At 62.5% G+C, this 19,468-nt stretch carries 19 protein-coding genes; 7 read left to right on the forward strand and 12 right to left on the reverse strand.

The window, feature by feature from the left end:
• Positions 1-276 precede the first annotated feature (276 nt).
• From NKH52_RS01360 to NKH52_RS01380, 5 genes are all read left to right on the forward strand, one after another.
• Positions 277-1,869, forward strand: a complete 1,593-nt coding sequence (locus NKH52_RS01360; protein WP_352729070.1) for an ABC transporter substrate-binding protein — start codon at positions 277-279, stop codon at positions 1,867-1,869.
• A gap of 47 nt (positions 1,870-1,916) precedes the next feature.
• A complete protein-coding gene (locus NKH52_RS01365; protein WP_352729068.1) occupies positions 1,917-2,924 on the forward strand; it encodes an ABC transporter permease subunit in 1,008 nt (335 codons plus the stop codon).
• Positions 2,925-2,994: 70 nt separating this feature from the next.
• The gene (locus NKH52_RS01370; protein ID WP_224618710.1) at positions 2,995-3,849 is read left to right on the forward strand and encodes an ABC transporter permease subunit; all 855 of its coding nucleotides are present in this window, start codon (positions 2,995-2,997) and stop codon (positions 3,847-3,849) included.
• Between the two features lie 2 nt (positions 3,850-3,851).
• Positions 3,852-4,709, forward strand: a complete 858-nt coding sequence (locus NKH52_RS01375; protein WP_127290121.1) for an ABC transporter ATP-binding protein — start codon at positions 3,852-3,854, stop codon at positions 4,707-4,709.
• The gene (locus NKH52_RS01380; protein ID WP_352729066.1) at positions 4,706-5,533 is read left to right on the forward strand and encodes a dipeptide ABC transporter ATP-binding protein; all 828 of its coding nucleotides are present in this window, start codon (positions 4,706-4,708) and stop codon (positions 5,531-5,533) included. Before NKH52_RS01375 ends, NKH52_RS01380 begins: the two co-directional genes overlap by 4 nt.
• Positions 5,534-5,678: 145 nt before the next feature.
• On the opposite strand, the gene NKH52_RS01385 is transcribed toward NKH52_RS01380, so the two are convergent.
• Positions 5,679-6,590 (reverse strand): alpha/beta fold hydrolase, encoded by a 912-nt coding sequence (locus NKH52_RS01385; RefSeq protein WP_352729064.1) that lies wholly within the window; start codon positions 6,588-6,590, stop codon positions 5,679-5,681.
• Positions 6,591-6,691: 101 nt separating this feature from the next.
• Between NKH52_RS01385 and NKH52_RS01390 the strand changes: the two genes are divergently transcribed.
• On the forward strand, positions 6,692-7,297 hold the full coding sequence (locus tag NKH52_RS01390; protein ID WP_352729062.1) for a TetR/AcrR family transcriptional regulator: 606 nt from the start codon (positions 6,692-6,694) through the stop codon (positions 7,295-7,297).
• Positions 7,298-7,501: 204 nt separating this feature from the next.
• Here NKH52_RS01390 and NKH52_RS01395 read toward each other — a convergent pair whose 3' ends face one another.
• The 4 genes from NKH52_RS01395 to NKH52_RS01410 all read right to left on the reverse strand — a co-directional run bounded on the left by NKH52_RS01395 (position 7,502) and on the right by NKH52_RS01410 (position 10,843).
• The gene (locus NKH52_RS01395) at positions 7,502-8,776 is read right to left on the reverse strand and encodes a cysteine desulfurase-like protein (RefSeq protein ID WP_352729060.1); all 1,275 of its coding nucleotides are present in this window, start codon (positions 8,774-8,776) and stop codon (positions 7,502-7,504) included.
• Positions 8,777-8,823: 47 nt separating this feature from the next.
• Entirely contained in the window at positions 8,824-9,498 is a 675-nt protein-coding gene (locus NKH52_RS01400) for an amino acid ABC transporter permease (RefSeq protein ID WP_023811481.1), read from the reverse strand.
• Positions 9,499-9,649: 151 nt separating this feature from the next.
• The gene (locus tag NKH52_RS01405) at positions 9,650-10,447 is read right to left on the reverse strand and encodes an ABC transporter substrate-binding protein (protein ID WP_352729059.1); all 798 of its coding nucleotides are present in this window, start codon (positions 10,445-10,447) and stop codon (positions 9,650-9,652) included.
• Positions 10,448-10,525: 78 nt separating this feature from the next.
• Positions 10,526-10,843 (reverse strand): hypothetical protein, encoded by a 318-nt coding sequence (locus tag NKH52_RS01410; RefSeq protein WP_352729057.1) that lies wholly within the window; start codon positions 10,841-10,843, stop codon positions 10,526-10,528.
• Between the two features lie 111 nt (positions 10,844-10,954).
• Here NKH52_RS01410 and NKH52_RS01415 point away from each other — a divergent pair, with 111 nt between their 5' ends.
• Complete coding sequence (locus tag NKH52_RS01415) at positions 10,955-12,046, forward strand: LLM class flavin-dependent oxidoreductase (RefSeq protein ID WP_352729055.1); 1,092 nt, start codon at positions 10,955-10,957, stop codon at positions 12,044-12,046.
• A gap of 281 nt (positions 12,047-12,327) precedes the next feature.
• On the opposite strand, the gene NKH52_RS01420 is transcribed toward NKH52_RS01415, so the two are convergent.
• The 7 genes from NKH52_RS01420 to NKH52_RS01450 all read right to left on the reverse strand — a co-directional run bounded on the left by NKH52_RS01420 (position 12,328) and on the right by NKH52_RS01450 (position 19,440).
• The gene (locus tag NKH52_RS01420; RefSeq protein ID WP_352729054.1) at positions 12,328-12,723 is read right to left on the reverse strand and encodes a RidA family protein; all 396 of its coding nucleotides are present in this window, start codon (positions 12,721-12,723) and stop codon (positions 12,328-12,330) included.
• Between the two features lie 64 nt (positions 12,724-12,787).
• Positions 12,788-13,936 carry an acyl-CoA dehydrogenase family protein gene (locus NKH52_RS01425; protein WP_352729052.1) on the reverse strand — a complete coding sequence of 383 codons (1,149 nt, stop codon included), beginning with the start codon at positions 13,934-13,936 and terminating at the stop codon, positions 12,788-12,790.
• A 210-nt stretch (positions 13,937-14,146) separates the two neighbouring features.
• Positions 14,147-14,959: an enoyl-CoA hydratase family protein gene (locus NKH52_RS01430; protein ID WP_352729050.1), complete on the reverse strand. Its 813-nt coding sequence runs from the start codon at positions 14,957-14,959 to the stop codon at positions 14,147-14,149.
• Positions 14,956-15,426 (reverse strand): MarR family winged helix-turn-helix transcriptional regulator, encoded by a 471-nt coding sequence (locus NKH52_RS01435; protein WP_023811475.1) that lies wholly within the window; start codon positions 15,424-15,426, stop codon positions 14,956-14,958. The genes NKH52_RS01430 and NKH52_RS01435 overlap by 4 nt, the downstream gene beginning before the upstream one ends.
• On the reverse strand, positions 15,420-16,178 hold the full coding sequence (locus tag NKH52_RS01440) for an SDR family NAD(P)-dependent oxidoreductase (protein WP_352729048.1): 759 nt from the start codon (positions 16,176-16,178) through the stop codon (positions 15,420-15,422). Before NKH52_RS01440 ends, NKH52_RS01435 begins: the two co-directional genes overlap by 7 nt.
• 232 nt (positions 16,179-16,410) lie before the next feature.
• Positions 16,411-18,699 carry a bifunctional salicylyl-CoA 5-hydroxylase/oxidoreductase gene (locus NKH52_RS01445; RefSeq protein ID WP_352729046.1) on the reverse strand — a complete coding sequence of 763 codons (2,289 nt, stop codon included), beginning with the start codon at positions 18,697-18,699 and terminating at the stop codon, positions 16,411-16,413.
• A gap of 141 nt (positions 18,700-18,840) precedes the next feature.
• Positions 18,841-19,440, reverse strand: coding sequence for a VOC family protein (locus NKH52_RS01450; RefSeq protein ID WP_127293925.1), 600 nt, complete (start codon positions 19,438-19,440; stop codon positions 18,841-18,843).
• Positions 19,441-19,468: the final 28 nt, after the last annotated feature.

Consider the following 19,468-nt stretch of genomic DNA (forward strand, 5'->3'; position numbering starts at 1 on the left):
GCTCCCAGGCGGTGTCCTGGCGCATCCCTCGGCCGCTCGGAAGCGCCGGGAACATTTATATCGTCAGCTTGGCGATCAATAAAAAAATTCGGTTGTTAATAATCTCGTGAATGGAAGAAACTGCTAATTTTTTCTGCAATTTGGCAAAATAGCGGATTTTTTTCCTGCTTCCCGCGGGGTAAGCAAACGGGGTGTTCCAAAGCCGGAAAAACGGTGCTTATATGCGCGCTTCGCGAGCCTGATAGAGGGGCTTGGAAGAACATCAGGGAGTGCTCAATGAATAAGAAGCTGACTTTTGCAGCCGCGTTGCTGGCTGCAAGCGTCCTGAGCGGCATGGCCAATGCGAAAACTCTGGTCTACTGCGCGGAAGCTTCGCCGGAAGGTTTCGATCCGGCGCCGTATACCGCAGGCCAGACGTTCGACGCGTCATCGCGCACCGTCTTCAACCGCCTTGTCGAATTCGATCACGGCAAGACGACGACCTCGCCGGGCCTTGCCGAGAGCTGGACGATCTCCGACGATGGCAAGGAATATGTCTTCAAGCTGCGCAAGGGCGTCAAGTTCGCCGCAACCGACTATTTCACCCCGACGCGCGACTTCAACGCCGACGACGTGGTGTTCTCGTTCGAACGCCAGGTCGACAAGAACGGCCCCTGGTTCCAGTACATTCCGGGCATTGCCTACCAGTATTACAATGACCAGTTCGGCGACAACATTACCAAGGTCGAGAAGGTCGATGACCTGACGGTGAAGTTCACCCTCAAGGAGCCGGCGATCACCTTCATTCCGACGCTGGGCATGGATTTCGCCTCGGTCGTCTCCAAGGAATATGCCGACAAGCTGCAGGCCGACAAGACGCCTGAGCTGTTCAACCAGAAGCCGATCGGCACCGGCCCGTTCATCTTCGTCGACTACCAGGCCGACGCCGCCATCCGCTACAAGGCCAACCCGGACTATTGGGGCGGCAAGCAGAAGATCGACGATCTGGTCTTCGCCATCACCACCGATCCGGCGGTGCGCGCGCAGAAGCTCAAGGCCGGCGAATGCAACATCATGTCGTACCCGGCACCGGCCGACATCGCCGGCCTGCAGGCCGATGCGAACCTGAAGGTCGAGGAGCAGGAAGGCCTCAATGTCGGCGCGCTGATGTACAACACACAGCAGAAGCCGTTCGACGACGTGCGCGTCCGCAAGGCGCTCAACATGGCCATCAACAAGAAGGCTATCATCGACGCCGTATTCCAGGGCGCCGGCCAGGTGGCTATCAATCCGATCCCACCGACCATGTGGTCCTACAACAAGGAAGTGAAGGACGATCCTTACGATCCGGATGCAGCCAAGAAGCTGCTTGAAGAAGCCGGCGTCAAGGACCTCAAGATGAACGTCTGGGCCATGCCAGTGTCGCGCCCCTACATGCCGAATGCGCGCCGCACCGCCGAACTGATCCAGGCGGATTTCGCCAAGGTCGGCGTCACCGTCGAGATCGTCAGCTACGATTGGGGTGAATACCTTAAGCGCGCTTCCGCGGTCGATCACGACGGCGCTGTCATCGTCGGCTGGACCGGCGACAATGGCGATCCGGACAACTTCCTCGGCGTGCTCCTGAGCTGCGCTTCCGTCGGTTCGAACAACCGCGCGGAATGGTGCAACAAGGACTTCGACGCGCTCATCAACAAGGCCAAGACCGTTTCGGATCAGGCCGAGCGCACCAAGCTCTATGAACAGGCACAGGTCATCTTCAAGGAACAGGCACCCTGGGCGACGCTCGCTCACTCCAAGGTGTTCATGCCGATGCAGAAGACCGTCACCGGCTTTGCGATGGATCCGCTCGGTATCCACCGCTTCGACGGCGTCGATATCGCCGAATAAGGTTGCGAAACGGGGGCGCCACCATGTGACGCCCCCACTCGCCCGCCATGCTGCGTTATATCCTCGGCAAGCTCGCCCTCATCATCCCGACCTTCATCGGGATAACCATCCTCGCCTTTGGCTTCGTGCGCATCCTGCCCGGTGATCCGGTGCTGGTGCTTGCGGGCGAACGCGGCCTGTCGCCCGAACGTCACTCGGCGCTCATGCACCAGTTCGGTTTCGACCTGCCGATATGGCAACAATATTTGACTTATCTGACGAACATCCTCGGCGGTGATTTCGGCACCTCGTTTTCCACCAAGACGCCGGTGCTCAGGGATTTCCTGGTGCGCTTCCCGGCAACGGTCGAACTCGCCATCTTCGCCATGATCTTTGCCGTTGTCCTGGGGGTCGCCGCCGGCATCTTCGCCGCCATCCGCCGCGGCTCCTGGTTCGATCAGCTGACCATGGGCACCGCGCTGGCAGGCTATTCCATGCCGATCTTCTGGTGGGGCCTGCTGCTGATCATCGTGTTCTCCGGCACGCTGCACTGGACGCCGGTTTCCGGCCGCATCGACCTTCTCTATTTCTTCAAGCCGGTGACCGGCTTCATGACCATCGATTCGCTGATCTCGGGGCAGAAGGGCGCATTCCGCTCGGCACTGTCGCACCTCGTCCTGCCCACGATCGTGCTCGGCACTATCCCGCTCGCAGTCATCGCCAGGCAGACGCGCTCGGCGATGCTCGAAGTGCTGGGCGAGGACTATGTGCGGACCGCGCGCGCCAAGGGCCTGGCGCCGCGTCGCGTCATCGGGCTGCATGCCTTTCGCAACGCGCTGATCCCGGTCGTCACCACCATCGGTCTGCAGGTCGGCACACTTTTGACCGGCGCCATCCTGACCGAGAGCATCTTCTCCTGGCCCGGCATCGGCAAATGGATGATCGACGCCATTTCCAAGCGCGACTATTTCACCGTGCAGGGCGGGTTGCTTTTGATCGCGCTGATCGTCATGTCGGTCAACCTCATCGTCGACGTGCTCTACGCCGTCATCAACCCACGCATCCGGGCCAACTGACATGAGCAATGAAGGCCCAGCCACCATCGAAGCCGCGACCGTCGTCAAGCCGCAGGACGCCAGGCTGCAGATGTTCGGCGAGTTCTGGCATTACTTCTCCGTCAACAAGGGCGCGGTGATCGGGCTCTTTGTCTTTGCGCTGCTGATCCTGATCGCCATCTTCGCGCCGCTGCTGGCGCCGCATTCGCCAGACGATCAGTTCCGCGACTTCTTCCTGACGCCGCCGGCCTGGCAGGAAGGCGGCAACGCGCAGTTCCTGCTCGGCACCGACGCTGTCGGCCGCGATATGCTGTCGCGGCTGATCTACGGCTCGCGCTTCTCGCTCGCCATCGGCTTCGTCGTCGTCACGTCAGCGCTGATCTCAGGCGTCATTCTCGGCCTGCTCGCCGGCTACTGCCGCGGCTGGGTTGACACGCTGATCATGCGCATCATGGACATCATCCTGGCCTTCCCGTCGCTGCTGCTGGCCCTGGTGCTGGTCGCGGTTCTCGGCCCTGGCCTCGTCAACGCCATGATCGCCATCGCCTTCGTGCTGCAGCCGCATTTCGCCCGGCTCACCCGCGCCGCCGTGATGGCCGAGAAGACCCGCGAATATGTCGTTTCGGCAAAGGTCGCCGGCGCCAGCCATCTCAGGCTGATGCTGGTCACCATCCTGCCCAACTGCATCGCGCCGCTGATCGTGCAGGCGACGCTGTCCTTCTCCAACGCCATCCTCGAGGCGGCGGCCCTTGGCTTCCTCGGCATGGGCGCGCAGCCGCCGACGCCGGAATGGGGCACCATGCTGGCCGAAGCACGCGAGTTCATCCTGCGCGCCTGGTGGGTGGTGACCTTCCCCGGCCTCGCCATCCTGATCACCGTCTTCGCCATCAACCTGATCGGCGACGGCCTGCGCGACGCGCTCGACCCCAAGCTGAAGAGGTCGTGAGTATGCCTCTGCTCGAGATCAAGAACCTCACCGTTTCCTTCGACACCGCGGCCGGACCGTTCATGGCCGTGCAAGGCATCGACCTCTCGATCGAGCCGCGCGAAGTGCTGGCGATCGTCGGCGAGTCCGGTTCCGGCAAGTCTGTGGCGATGCTCGCGGTAATGGGCCTGTTGCCCAACACCGCAACCGTCAAGGCAGACCGCATGGCCTTCGACGGCGTCGATCTCCTGAAGCTCAGCCCGTCCGAACGCCGCAAGATCGTCGGCAAGGACATCTCGATGATCTTCCAGGAGCCGATCGCCAGCCTCAATCCGTGCTTCACCGTCGGCTTCCAGATCGAGGAGGTGCTGCGCTTCCATATGGGTATGGATCGCGCTCAGCGGCGCGCGCGGGCCATCGAGTTGATGAAGCTGGTCGGCATCGCCGATCCGGAAGAACGGCTTAGCTCGTTTCCGCACCAGATGTCGGGCGGCCAATGCCAGCGCGTCATGATCGCCATCGCCATCGCCTGCAATCCGAAGCTGCTGATCGCCGACGAGCCGACGACGGCGCTCGACGTCACCATCCAGAAGCAGATCCTCGATCTGCTGGTTTCGCTGCAGGCCAAATACGGTATGGGCCTGATCATGATCACCCACAATATGGGCGTGGTGGCCGAGACCGCCGACCGTGTCATCGTCCAGTACAAGGGCCGCAAGATGGAGGAGGCCGACGTGCTGTCGCTGTTTGAATCGCCGAAGAGCAATTACACGCGGGCGCTTCTGTCGGCGCTGCCGGAGAACGCCGTCGGCGACCGGCTGCCGACCGTTTCCGACATGATGTTCGAGCCGGCCCCCTCTGCCGCGGGAGCCGCCTCATGAGCACGACCGTTCTCGAAGGCAAGAACATCGTCCGCGACTACCACATCGGCGGCGGTCTGTTCACCGGGCCGCGCACCGTGCATGCGGTCAAGGGCGTCTCCTTCAAGGTGGACAAGGGCAAGACGCTGGCCATCGTCGGCGAAAGCGGCTGCGGCAAGTCCACGCTCGCCCGCATCATCACGCTGATCGATCCGGCGACGTCAGGCGACCTGTTCATCGACGGCAATAAGGTCGACATCGCCAGGAACCCCCTGACGAAGGAAATGCGCCGCAAGGTGCAGATCGTCTTCCAGAACCCCTATGGATCGCTCAACCCGCGCCAGAAGATCGGCGACGTGCTGGGCGAGCCGCTGTTGATCAACACCGACAAGCCGGCGGCCGAGCGGCGCGACCTGGCGATGAAGATGCTGAAGAAAGTCGGCCTCGGTCACGAGCACTACAACCGCTACCCGCACATGTTCTCGGGCGGCCAGCGCCAGCGCATCGCAATCGCCCGCGCGCTGATGCTCAACCCGAGCCTGCTGGTGCTCGATGAACCGGTCTCGGCGCTCGATCTTTCGGTGCAGGCACAGGTGCTCAACCTGCTTGCCGACCTGCAGGACGAGTTCCAGCTGACCTATGTCTTCATCAGCCACGATTTGTCCGTGGTGCGCTACATCGCCGACGATGTGATGGTGATGTATTTCGGCGAAGCGGTCGAATACGGCTCGCGCGACGAGGTCTTCGCCGACCCCAAGCACAGCTACACCAGGACGCTGTTCGCCGCGACGCCGCGTGCCGACGTCGCCTCGATCAAGGCAAGGCTTGCGAAGAAGGCGGCCTAGAGTCAAAACCCAATTAGTCCAAGCGACCGAGTTTTACCCGAAGATGATTTACGTCTGCCAAAGCAGGGACGATCGCTTTGCGCCCAATGTCGGCCACCAAACTCTGTTTGCGCGATGCCAGAAGCGGATCGCAAACCGATCGCGTTTATCTGAGGAAATCAGTGACTACTTTCACCGTGGCGGCCGGATTCTCCTCCATGATCCAATGTCCCGAACCGGGAATGACGCCCTCGGTAACGTTGTCTGCGGCGAAGCGCATCACCGTCGCCATTTGAGTACCGAACGACTTTTCTCCTCCGACCGCCAATACGGGCATCTTCAGCTTTCCTGACGTTTCCAGGAACGCCTTGTTGTCGAGCGCGTCCTGGTCGAAGGCTGCGAACTGCGCGAAGCCGGAGTGCATGGCGCCCGGCAAAGCGTAGAGAGCGGCATAGTGCTCGCGGGACGCTTCGTCGAAATGTGATGGATCGGCAGAAAACTCGTTCCAAAATCGGTCGAGATAAATCCGCTCTCGACCTGCCACGAGCCGTTCCATATCCGGCCCACCGAACCTGAAATGCCAGAGAAGCGGATTCTTGAGGATTTCTTCCCAAGGGCCGACGCCGGGAACAGGTGCGTCGATCAGCACAAATTTAGACACCTGATCCTGATGCTGCGCAGCAAAGGCAAAACCCACCATATTGCCAATGTCATGCGTGACGAGATCGACGCTTTGGATATTTAGGCTGCGCAGGACTGCTTCCATGTCGGCAGCCTGAGTTTTCTTGTCGTAGCCAGTCTCAGGATGGGACGACAGACCCATGCCACGTAGATCCGGCACGATGACCATGTGATCCTTTGCCATTTCAACGGCGAGCGGTTCCCACATGTCTCCCGTCTCACCGTACCCGTGCAGCATTAGTACGGCAGGACCGGAACCGCCTACGCGCACGTGTATCGTCACACCGTTCGTCTTGACCTCGCGCGTCTTGAAGCTGGCCGGAAACGATTTAACGTTGGCGCTGGCGGCCTGCGTGGCCAGCAACAGCACAGTACAAAAGATCAACAGCTTCGACATCGCTTAACTTCCCCATTGTCTACCGATCGGTATATAAAAGGCAGATCGATTCGCGCGTCAAGCGATAATATACCAGTCGGTACAATAAAGAGGTGAGTGATATGGGCAGGCCGAGAGAGTTCGATACCGAGAAGGCACTCGTGCAGGCGATGCGGCTTTTCTGGCGCAAGGGCTACGAGGGCACGTCGCTGACTGACCTTACAGAAGAGCTAGGTATCACGCGCCCCAGCCTCTACGCGGCGTTCGGCAACAAGGAAGAGTTATTCCTGAAGGTGCTCGACCGCTATGACCGCGAGACGTCGCATTTCATCCAGAATGCCTTGGACGCGCCAACTGCACGCGCGCTTGCTGAGGGGCTGATATATGGCGCTTGTGCGTTCCACTCCGATACGAGAAATCCGCCAGGTTGCCTTATGGTGCACGGTGCCCTGATAGGGAGCGACGACAGCGAGTCGGCCCGCAAGGAGACAAATCTTCGACGCGGACAACTTAGAAACCAGATAGCTAAACGTCTCGAACGTGCTCAGATGGACGGTGATGTTGGCAAGGACACCGATACAGCTGCCCTCTCAGGATACCTGGTTGCAATCCTGCGCGGGATTGCTGTCGAGGCCGCGAGCGGAGCCCGGCCAGACGAACTCCACCGCATCGCCGATGTCGCGATGAGAGCCTGGCCGGCCGATAGCCATTCTACCGATAAATGCTGACAGTCCTTTGTCGGCCCCCGTTCGGAAATGCATATCCGAATGGCCGCTTCTGGCGCGTTCCTACGTCCATTTCTGACCAGCCATTTGCTGCTGCCAGCCGATCGAGTTTTGACTCGGAGCGTTTTCTTGGCGTCGCACGAATGCGGCTAAAGGCAGATAGAGCCCACGCCGGTTCAACCTGAAGCATCTCGCTCTGGACGCCGATCACGACAGCTTGGCGATGATGGTGCGTAGCGCCTCGCCGAACTTGTGGATTTCGCCCACCGTGTTGTAGTGGACCAGCGAAGCGCGGATGGCGCCGCTGTCCATCGAGAGATTGAGACGTTTCATCAGCCGCGGCGCATACATGTGGCCGTCGCGGATGCCGATCTGCATCTCGGCCATTTCCTCGACGATCCGCTGCGGCGACAATGTGCCGATGTTGAAGCAGAAGGTCGGCACGCGCTCATTGATGCGGGCCTCGTCGGCAACACCATAGATGGTCGCGCCGCAACCTTTCAGCACGGCCAGCATCTCGCGCGCCAGCACCAGCTCATAGTCGCGAATGGCGCCCATGCCGGCGACGATGTTGTCGCGCCGGGAGCGGTTGTTGGAGGGCGCCAGATTGCGGCCGATCAGTTCCAGATACTGCACGGCCGCGTCCATGCCCGAGACGTTCTCGTAGATGAAGGTGCCGGCCTCGACCTTGTAGGGCGGCTCGTTGGGGATGAAATCCTCGCGGAAGGTCGGCAGCCGTTTCAGCGTTTCGAAGCGACCCCACAGGAAGCCCATATGCGGCGAGAAATTCTTGTAGCCGGAGCAGACGAGATAGTCGCAGTCCCAGGCCTGCACGTCGATCAGACCGTGCGGCCCGTAATGCACACAATCGAGGAACACTTCGGCGCCGGCCGCGTGCGCGATCTCAGCCACCGCGGCGACATCGACGATCGAGCCGATCGAATGCGCGGTGACCGTGCAGGCGACCAGGCGGGTGCGATCCGAAACCAGCGGACGCAGATCGTCGACATGCAGATTGCCGTCCTCGCGCATCCGCCACCATTTGAATTTCGCACCGGCCGATTCCAGTGCCAGCCAGGTCGCGATGTTGGCGTCGTGGTCCATATCGGTGACGACGATCTCGTCACGTTCCCCGAGCATCTGACCGATGCCGAGGCTGACCAGGCGGATGAACGAAGTGGCGTTCATGCCGAAGCAGATTTCCGCCGGGCGGTAAGCGTTGATCAGCAGGGCCACACTCTCGCGCGCATCGGCGACCGACTGGTCGACGGTGACGCTGCGGTCATAGCGGCCGCCGCGCTGCACATTGTGCGAAACCAGATGGTTGGTCACCGCATCGAGCACGCTCTGCGGGATCTGGGCGCCGGCGGCATTGTCCAGGAAGATGAAGTCGCCAGCCCGCTGCAAAGCTGGAAACATGGCGCGGATGGCGTCGATGGGGAACGCGGTGGCGTTCGCATTATCGGTCTGGTGCTTGTTCACGGGGTAGGCTCCTGCGGAGGACTTGGGCGGGGATCAGATGGCGGAGATCAGCGCTTCTTTTCGGTCTTGAAGCGCTCTTCAAGCAGGCTGACGAGGCGCACCATCGGCCAGAGGAAGATCAGATAGACAAGCGCTGCGCCGATCAGCGGCGATGGGTTGGCGTAGAGCGACTGCGCGTTGGTCGCCTCCTTCAAGAGTTCCGGCAGCGCCACGGTGGAGGCGAGCGAGGTGTCCTTGAACATTGAGACGCAGTTGCTGGTCATCGGCGGGATGACCACACGGATCGCTTGCGGCAGCACAACCTTGCGCAAGGTCAAGAGGAACGGCAGGCCAAGCGCCTGCGACGCCTCGAACTGGCCGCGCGGAATGCTTTCGATGCCGGAGCGGAACACCTCAGCCGAGTAGGCCGACATGATGAAGGCGAAGGCAGTCACCGCCGAGGCCCAGGACGACAGGCGTATGCCGAGGAAGGGCAGCGCGTAGTAGATCAGGATCAGAACGACCAGCACCGGCAGGGCGCGGAAGATGTCGGTGTAGCCGACCGCGAGCCAGCGCAGCGGCTTCGGCGCATAGAGCCGTACCAGGCTGATCCCCAGGCCGATCGGGATGCCGATGCCGATGCTCAGAATGCCGAGCAGCAGCGTGTTCAGGAAGCCGCGCAGCAGCGCCGGCAGGCTGGACATGATGACATCAGGATTGAAGAAGGTATCCAGCAGCGACATGGGAGCGTTCCCAAACCCCAGAGCAAGGATGCTCAGGTTAAAACCAATCGACCTCGCCGATGGCGAGACGGTCTGCATGGAAGCCGGCGCCAGAGCGTGAAATGAATCGTGCCGGTCTGAAAGCCGGCACGATGTCAGCGCAGCTTTCAGCTCAGGCCTTCGGCAGCGGCATTTCCTTCATGGTCGACGAGTCGGCCGGCGCGTCGCTGCCGAACCACTTCTTGTGGATGGCGGCCAGCGTGCCGTCCTTCTTCATCGCGCTGAGCGCGTCGTTCAGCTTGCCGAGCAGCGGGTGGTCCTTGGTCATCATCAGGCCGTACTGCTCACCGGTCTTGATGCGCTCCTTGACAACCAGGTCCTTCATCTTGGTGAAGGAATACTCCATGCCTGGAATGTCGCTGACGGCGGCATCGACGCGGCCGGCGCTGAGGTCGAGCAGCAGGTTCTGCTGCGTGTCGTAACCCTTCACGTCGCTGAAGCCGCCGGCTTCCTGATGCGCCTTGACCCAGGTCTCGCCGGTCGAGCCCGACAGCACGCCGACGATCTTGCCCTTGAGGTCGGCCTCGGCCTTGATCGGGCTGTCGGCCTTGGTGGCAATGCCCATGTCGGAATCATAATAGGGCTGCGTGAACGACTGCGACTTCAGCCGCTCGGCCGTGATGGTGATCGACGAGATGGCGACGTCGATGCGCTTCGACGTGGTGGCGGCAAACAGCGCCTGGAAGCCGAGATCGGCGATGTCGGTGGTCATGCCGATGCGCTTGGCGGCTTCGTTGACGATGTCGACCTCGAAGCCTTCGAAAGTGCCGCTCTCGTTCTTGTATTCGAACGGCGGGTTGGTCGGGTAGGCGCCGACATTCAGCACATCCGCGGCATAAGCGGTGGCGGGGCCGGCGGCGATACCGATGGCGGCAGCGAGAAGAAGCAATTTGCGACGCGTGAAGTTCATTTGTGTTCCCTCTGTTGTTGATCGGGCGGGTTGCTCCCGCACGGTTTTTTGCCGCCCCGCTTCACGCAGGGCGTCAATTCATGGCAGCGACCATGCGGTCATGGTTGGCGACGTTTTGTGTTGCAGATCGCGGATCTGCGCGCGCACTTCATCGAAGGCATGGCGCGCATTGGATGATGACTGGGGCAGTATGAACGACAAGAACTGAGACTCCCACCCGGAGCACCCACGATGGACTGGCCGGCACGATGGACTGGTCTGCACGATGGACTGGCCGGCAAGCCCGTCCGGCACGGCAATCGCCATCGACTCTGGAATGCTTATCCAAAGTGCGGCGCTTTTCAAGGCGAAAGTTTTAAGCTTAAAAAGCTGCAGTGTCCGTTGCGTGGCGGACACGGTGCGGCCGCTGGAACCGATACCCGCGAGCGATGGCGACGCGAAGCTATTTCAGGCTTGAAATATCTCCGCGCGGGCCTAGCGTGTGCTCTCTCGCCGAGAGGTCGCGACATGAACAAACCACATCCCTTGCACGGCCCGAACAGATTGAAGCTAGGCGTCTTTTCGACCAATGCCGATGGCGGCCTTGCCATCACCGACGTTCCGGAACGCTGGACGGCGACCTGGCAGGACAATCTGACCGCGGCGCAGATTGCCGACCGTGCCGGACTGGAGTTCATGCTGCCGATCGCCCGCTGGCGCGGCTTTGGCGGCCGCAACAAGGTGCGGGAATGGTCGTTCGAGACCTTCACCTGGGCGGCGGCGCTTGCCATGGCCACCGAGCAGATCGGCCTGTTCATGACGGTGCATGTGCCGCTGGTGCATCCGCTCTATGCCGCCAAGGCGCTGGCGACGGTCGACCATATCAGCCAGGGTCGCGCCGGCTTGAACATCGTCTGCGGCTGGAATCCGAAGGAATTCGGCATGTTCGGCACGCCTTTGGTCGAGAAGGGCTACGACCAGGCGGCGGAATGGATCGAAATCCTCGAAAAGCTTTATGCCTCGCCCGAGCCGCTCGACTATGAGGGCACCTATTATCGCCTGAAGGAGGCTGTCAGCCGGCCGGCCAGTCTGCAGGTGCCGCGCCCGGTGACCATGAACGCCGCTTTCGGCGGGCCCGGCCGCGATTTCGCCGCCGCGAGATGCGACTATCTGTTCACGACCTTTTCCGAAATGGGCGATGCCGGCAAACATGTCGCCGACATCAGCGAGCGGGCCGACAAGGTGGGCCGCGACGTCGGCGTCTACACCGTGGCGCATGTCGTCTGCCGCCCGACGATGGAAGAGGCGCAGGCATATTACACGCGCTATGCGGTCCATATGGCCGACCACGACGCCGTCGATGCCCACATGGCCGGCAAGAAGGAATTCTCGCAGTCGCACGACCCGCACGCCTATGACCGCTACCGGCAGCGTTTCGCCGGCGGCGCCGGCACCTACCCGCTGATCGGAACGCCGGAAACGATCGCCGCCGACATGGTCGCCATCGCCGGGCATGGCTACCAGGGCATCGCGCTGTCCTTCGTCAATTACACCAGGGAGTTGCCCCATTTCTGCGAGCACGTGCTGCCGATTTTGAGACAAGCGGGACTGCGCGCATAGTAGTGGTGATCAGTTGCGGTGGATCATCGCGGATATTCGGAATTAGCCGAAGCCTCCCCAACGTCGTCATCCCTGGGCGAAGCAGGAGCGCAGCTCCGTCGCGGAGACCCTGGGATCCATGCCGCGACTTCGGCCGTGGAGTGCAGCGGTGCAGAATTCTGGACCGTGGTGACGCTTTGGAGTCCCGGCATGGATCCTCGGGTCTGCGCCGCGTCGCTTCGCTCCTTGCTCCGCCCGTGGATGACGAAGCGAGGGGCGTTTATTCCTGACGAACGAATTCCTTAGTCCGGGATGACCGCGGTCGCCTGGATCTCCACCTTGGCCCGGTCCTCGACCAGCGCCACCACCTGCATGGCGGCCATCGCCGGAAAATGCCGTCCGATGACCTCGCGATAGGCCTCACCGATGCCCCTGAGATTGGCGAGGTATTCGGCCTTGTCGGTGAAATACCAGGTCATCGAGGTGATGTGCTGCGGCCCGGCACCGGCTTCCGCCAGCACCGCGACGATGTTCTGAAGCGTTTGCCGCACCTGGCCGACAAAATCGTCGGTCTCGAACTGGCATTGCCCGTTCCAGCCGACCTGTCCGCCTATGAAGACGAGCCGGCCGCGCGCGGCGACGCCATTGGCGTAGCCGACAGGTTTTGCCCAGCCTTCGGGCTGCAGAATCCTGTGCATTCAAAACCTCCCGGTATTCCAAAACCCAATTTTCAAAATCGAACGCTCGTCAAAATCTCTGCCGTCAGGCCGCGCCCATCACTTGCCGCGCAATCACCACTTTCTGCACGTCGGAGGCACCCTCATAGATGCGCAGGGCGCGGATCTCGCGATACAGGCTTTCGACGATATGGCCTTTGCGGACGCCGTCGCCGCCATGCAGTTGCACAGCCTTGTCGATCACCTCTTGCGCCTTGTCGGTGGCAAACAGCTTGGCCATCGCCGCCTCGCGTGTGACCCGCGCGGCACCCATGTCCTTGGTCCACGCAGCGCGGTAGACCAGAAGCGCCGCCGCATCGACGTCGAGCGCCATATCGGCGATATGCCCCTGCACCATCTGCAATTCGGCCATCGGCGCGCCGAACAGTTTGCGCTCGGCCACGCGTTTGATGCTTTCATCCAGTGCGCGGCGGGCAAAGCCAAGCGCCGCCGCGCCGACGGTCGAACGGAACACGTCGAGCACCGACATGGCGATGCGGAAGCCATCGCCCGGTTTGCCGATCAGTGCGGCGGCCGGCAGGCGGACCTGGTCGAAAGACAGCCGCGCCAGCGGATGCGGCGCGATTACTTCCAGCCGTTCGGCGATGCCAAGGCCCCTGGCGTCGCCAGGCACGAGGAAGGCGGAAAGCCCCTTGGCGCCCGGCGCCTCGCCGGTGCGGGCAAAGACGACATAGAGGTCGGCGATGCCGCCATTGGAGATCCAGGTTTTTTCACCGGAAAGAACGTAGCTGTCACCGTCGCGGGTCGCCGTCATTTCCGTGTTGGCGACATCCGACCCCGAGCGCGGTTCCGACAGGGCGAAGGCTGATATCGCCTTGCCGGCACGTGTCTTCGAAAGCCATTGCTGTTGCTCCGGCGTACCGAACAGGCTGAGCGCGCCGGTGCCGAGCCCTTGCATGGCGAAGGCGAAATCGGCCAACCCGTCATGGCGGGCGAGTGTCTCGCGCGTGATGCACAAAGTGCGCACGTCGAGTGGCCCCGGATTGTCCGTGTCGAGCGCCGTCGGCTTCAGCCAGCCGTCCCTGCCAAGTTTGCCCACCAGCTCGCGGCAGGCGGCATCGACATCATGGTGATCGACCGGCAGGTTTTTTGAGCACCATGCGTCGAGTTGTTCGGCCCACTCGCGATGGCGGTCTTCGAAGAACGGCCAGGAGAGGAAGGAGCGGTCAGGCATTGGTGCCTCCTTCCGCGCAGCGATCCTTCACATCCCCCTCTGCCCTGCCGGGCATCTCCCCCGCAAGGGGGGAGATCGGACGTTGTTTTGGCTTTCGCCAATCTCCAAAATTGCAGTATGGGCGCTGCCAACGAAACCGCTGATCTCCCCCCTTGCGGGGGAGATGCCCGGCAGGGCAGAGGGGGGTGCCTGGGCGCAAACCGCTCATCCTCAATCTCCCTCGAATACCGGCTTTTTCTTGGCCACGAACGCCTTGTAGGCGCGCTCGAAGTCGCGGGTCTGCATGCAGATCGCTTGTGCCTGCGCTTCCGCCTCGATCGCCTGGTCGAGACCCATCGACCATTCCTGGTTGAGCTGCGTCTTGGTGATGCCGTGCGCAAAGGTCGGGCCGGAGACGATGCGCGCCGCCATGTCGAGCGCGTCGGCTTCAAGCGCTGCCGCATCGACCAGCCGGTTGTAAAAACCCCAGCGCTCGCCTTCCGCCGCCGTCATGGTACGGCCGGTGTAGAGCAGTTCGGCGGCGCGGCCCTGGCCGATGATGCGCGGCAGGATCGCGCAGGCGCCCATGTCGCAGCCGGCGAGGCCGACGCGGGTGAACAGGAACGCGGTCTTGGCTTCCGGCGTGGCGATGCGGATATCGGAGCTCATCGCAATGATGGCACCGGCGCCGACCGCGACGCCGTCGACCGCCGCAATGATCGGCTTGCCGCAATTCAGCATCGCCTTGACGAAATCGCCGGTCATGCGGGTGAAGGCGAGAAGCTGCTTCATGTCCATATTGACCAGCGGGCCGATGATGTCGTGGACATCGCCGCCGGAGCAGAAATTGCCGCCATTGGACAGGAACACCACGGCGTCGACGTCATCGGCATAGACGAGGTCGCGGAACGTGTCGCGGAGTTCCGCATAGCTGTCGAAGGTCAGCGGATTCTTGCGCTCGGGCCGGTCGAGCCGGACCTTTGCGATCCTGCCCGCGACCTCCCAGAGGAAATGCTTCGGCTTGCGTCCGGCCATTGCGGTCATTCGCGTCCCTCCCAGTTGCTGCGGAACGAAGTCAGCATGCCGGTCAGCCGGCGGGCGTCGTCCTCGCTGACCTTGCCCAGCAATTCACCGATCCAGCCTTCATGCGCGGCAGCGATGGTGGCAAAGGCCTGCGTGCCTTCTTCGGTCAGCCGCACCATCGACGTGCGGCGGTCGCCATTGCGCCTCGCACGGGCGACAAGTCCTTCTGACACGAGCCGGTCGACGATGCCTGTGACATTGCCGTTGGAGACCAGCAGGAAGCGCGACAGGTCGCTCATCAGCATGCCTTCCGGCGCGCGATAGAGGGCGGCCATCACGTCGAAGCGCGGCAGCGTCGTGTTGAATTCCTTCTTCAGCCGCTCGCGCAGCTCGGCCTCGATCGTGCGTGACGCACGCAGCAGCCTGATCCACAGACGCAAGCGGTCCTTGCCGGGTCCCGACGGCGCGGGCAGGGGGCCGGCTACCATGTTTCGCCTCCTGAGATGGAAATCGCCTGTCCGGTGATCGATTGGGCGGCGTCGCCACATAGCCACAGCACGGCGGCGGCGACCTCCTGCGGCTGGATGAAGCGGCCTTGCGGGTTGGTCGAGGCAAGGCTTGACCGCGCTTGCTCGACCGAGCGGCCGGTCTTCTCGATGATGCGCTGGAGGGACTGTTCCAGCATTTCGGTTTCCACAAAGCCTGGGCACACCGCGTTGACGGTGACGCCGGATTTCACTGTTTCGGCGGCAAGAGCCCGCATCAGGCCGATGACGCCATGCTTGGCGGCGACGTAAGACGCGACGTAGGCGTAGCCTTTCAGGCCGGCGGTCGAGGCGATGAAAACAATTCGTCCCGTTTTCCGCGCGGCCATGCCGGCCAGCGCCGGCTTCACGGTCAGAAAGGCGCCGGTCAGATTGACGTCGAGCGTCCGCTGCCAGTCGCTGAGCGCCGTTTTGTGCGCCGGGGCGCTGCCGGCCACGCCGGCATTGGCGACGACGATGTCGAAGGGGCCGCGCGCGGCTTGCGCCCTCTCGTAGAGCGCCGCCACTGCCGCCTCGTCGGTGACATCGGCGGCGATGCCGAAGATGCGGTCGTTCTCGCCGGCCACCTCAGTGAGCTCCGCTTCGCGGCGGCCGCAGATGGTCACGTCGATGCCGGCACCCGCCAGCGCCAGCGCGATGGCCCGCCCGACGCCGGAGCCGCCGCCAGTGACCAGCGCATGCTTGCCGGGGATCATGCGCGTATCCTCGAAACCTGGCGCCAAGTACCCCCACCCCTAACCCTCCCCACAAGGGGGAGGGAGAAGGCAGCGGCAGCACCCATCCGTTGTAAACTTCTGCGGTTCCAGAGCCGACGGTGACTTGGTCCCCCTCCCCCTTGTGGGGGTCCGAAGGACGGGCGAGACCCGTGGCTCGCCCCGGCAAGGTTAGGGGTGGGGGTATAGCGCTGACGTGGCAAACGAAAAACACTCATACTTTCAGCCCCGCTGCGGCGTCGCGCTCGGCCAGCCGGTAGAGCTGATCGCGTCCGGGCAGATAGGGGTCCGGCCATTTGACACCGCGGTCGCCGAGCGTCACCGCCGCATGCAGCGTCCAGTAGGGATCGGCGAGATGCGGCCGTGCCAGCGCCACCAGATCGGCGCGGCCGGCCATCAGGATCGAGTTGACATGATCCGGCTCGTAGATGTTGCCGACCGCCATCGTCGCCATGCCGACCTCGTTGCGGATGCGGTCGGAAAACGGCGTCTGGAACATGCGGCCATAGACCGGCTTGGCTAAGACGGAAGTCTGGCCGGCCGAGACGTCGCAGATGTCGACGCCCGCCTCATGCAGCAGCCGTGCGATCTCGACCGCGTCGGCCGGGGTCACACCTTCGATGCCGACCCAGTCATTGGCCGAAATGCGCATCGAGATCGGCTTCTCCGCCGGCCAGGCGGCGCGCACCGCGCGGAAGATTTCCAGGGGATAGCGCATGCGGTTTTCCAGCGAGCCGCCATAGGCATCCGTGCGCCGGTTGGTGACCGGCGTGATGAAGGACGACAGGAGATAGCCATGTGCGGCGTGGATCTCCAGCATGTCGAAGCCGCAACGATCGGCCATTTCGGCGGAGGCCACGAACTCGTCGCGCACGTTGTCCATGTCGGCGCGCTCCATCGCCTTCGGCACCTGATTCCCAGGCGACCACGCGACGGCCGAGGCCGCCATCACAGGCCAGTTGCCCGATACCAGCGGCACGTCGGTGCCTTCCCAGCCAAGCCGGGTCGAACCCTTGGCGCCGGAATGGCCGATCTGGGCGCAGATCTTGGCCTCGGTCTCGGTGTGAACGAAATCGACCAGCCGTTTCCACGCCACCTCATGTTCGGGCGCATAGAAGCCGGGGCATCCGGGCGTGATCCGCCCTTCCGGGCTGATGCAGGTCATCTCGATGTAGATCAGCCCTGCGCCGCCCTTGGCCCGCTCGGCATAGTGGGTGAAATGCCAGTCGGTCGGGCAGCCGTCGACGGCCTTGTACTGCGCCATCGGCGACACGACGATGCGGTTCTGCAGCCGCATGTCGCGCAGCTTGAACGGCGCGAACATCGGCGCGCGGCGCATGCCGCCGGCGCCCGCCTGGCGCTGGAACCACTCCTCGGCGCTTTCAAGCCATTCGGCATCGCGCAGCCGCAAATTCTCGTGGCTGATGCGTTGCGAGCGGGTCAGCAGCGAATAGTTGAACTGCACCGGATCGAGGCCAAGATAGCGCTCGACCTCCTCGAACCATTCCAGCGAATTGCGTGCCGCCGATTGCAGCTTCAGCACCTCGGTGCGCCGCGCATCCTCATATTTGCGAAACGCGGCCTCGAGGTCCGGCTCGGACTCGACATACTCGGCCAGCGCCACCGCGCTTTCCAGCGCCAGCTTGGTGCCGGAGCCGATCGAGAAATGGGCTGACGCCGCCGCATCGCCCATCAGCGCCAGATTCTCAAAGGACCAGCGCTCGCACAGCACGCGCGGGAAATTGATCCAGGCCGAGCCACGGATATGGTTGGCATTGGTCATCAGCGCGTGGCCGCCGAGGTGCTTGGCAAAGATGCGCTCGCAGACGGCGATCGATTCCTGCTGCGACATCGCACCGAAGCCGAAAGCAGCCCAGGTTTGTTCGCTGCACTCGACGATGAACGTCGCGGTATCGCTGTCGAACTGGTAGGCGTGCGCCCACACCCAGCCATGCTCGGTTTTCTCGAAAATGAAGGTGAAGGCGTCGTCGAATTTCTGGTTGGTGCCGAGCCACACGAACTTGCATTTGCGGGTGTCGATGTCGGGCTTGAAGATGTCGACGAAAGTGTTGCGCGCCCTGGAGTTCAACCCGTCGGCAGCGACGACCAGATCATGCGTTTCCATGTACGGTTTGGGATCGGCGATATCCGTCTCGAACATCAGCTTGACGCCGAGTTCGCGCGCGCGGCGCTGCAGCAGGACCAGCAGCCGCTTGCGGCCGATGCCGCAAAAGCCATGGCCGGTCGAAACCGTTCGCACGCCGTCATGAATGACGGCGATGTCGTCCCAATAGGCAAAATGCTTCTTGATCCAGACGGCGCTGACCGGATCGTTTTTCGACAAATTGTCGAGCGTCTCGGCCGACAGCACGACGCCCCAGCCGAACGTGTCGTCGGCGCGGTTGCGCTCGAACACCGTCACATCGTGCGCGGCGCCCCTGAGCTTCATCGAAATGGCAAAGTAGAGGCCGGCTGGTCCGCCGCCGAGAACCGCAACCTTCATGTCTGCGATCTCCTCTTCGCTTGCTGGAGTTCAGTATCGCGCCAGCGACAAGATATTTCAAGCTTAAAGTTTTATATTAAAACGACTGTCCTGACATGGCGAAAGCGCGCCTGCGTATCATCGCGCAAGCGCGCTGCCGGTTCACTTTTCCGGGTTCTTCGGGCTCCACAGCACCGTCTCGGCGCCCTTCTCATAGGCCATCCCGTCGGGATAGCTGATCGCTTCCAGTTGCAGCCCCCACGGCGCCTGGAAGTAGAGAATGGTCTGGCCGGCGGCGGGTCCTTCCTTGACCGGCAATGGTCCCATGCGTGTCTTGACGCCCTTGCCGTCGAGATAGGTTTTGGCGGCTGCGACGTCGTCGACATAGAAGGCGATGTGGAAGCCGCCAATGTCGCTGTTCTTCGGCGTCAGGTCCTTCTGGTCCGGTGCTGTGTATTTGAACAGCTCGATGTTCGAGCCATAGCCGCAGCGCACCATGGTGACCTGCTCAATGACTGCCTTGGGATCGACGCCCAGAAGATCCTGCATGAAGGTGCCCTTGTCGTCGGCGAACGGGCCGAACGACATCGCCTTCTTGCAGCCGACCACTTCGGTGAAGAAGTCGACCGCCAGCTTCATGTCGGGAACGGTGATGCCGGTGTGGTCGTGGCCGCGCATGCCCGGGATCGAATCCGCCGAGGCTATGCCGGCGCTGCCGAGCATCGCGGCGGCGAGCGTTGCAATTGCGATTTTGGTCTTCATGTCAGTCCTCTCCATTTGACGGGACTTG

The organism is Mesorhizobium sp. M1066 (assembly GCF_040318635.1).
GTDB lineage: Bacteria > Pseudomonadota > Alphaproteobacteria > Rhizobiales > Rhizobiaceae > Mesorhizobium.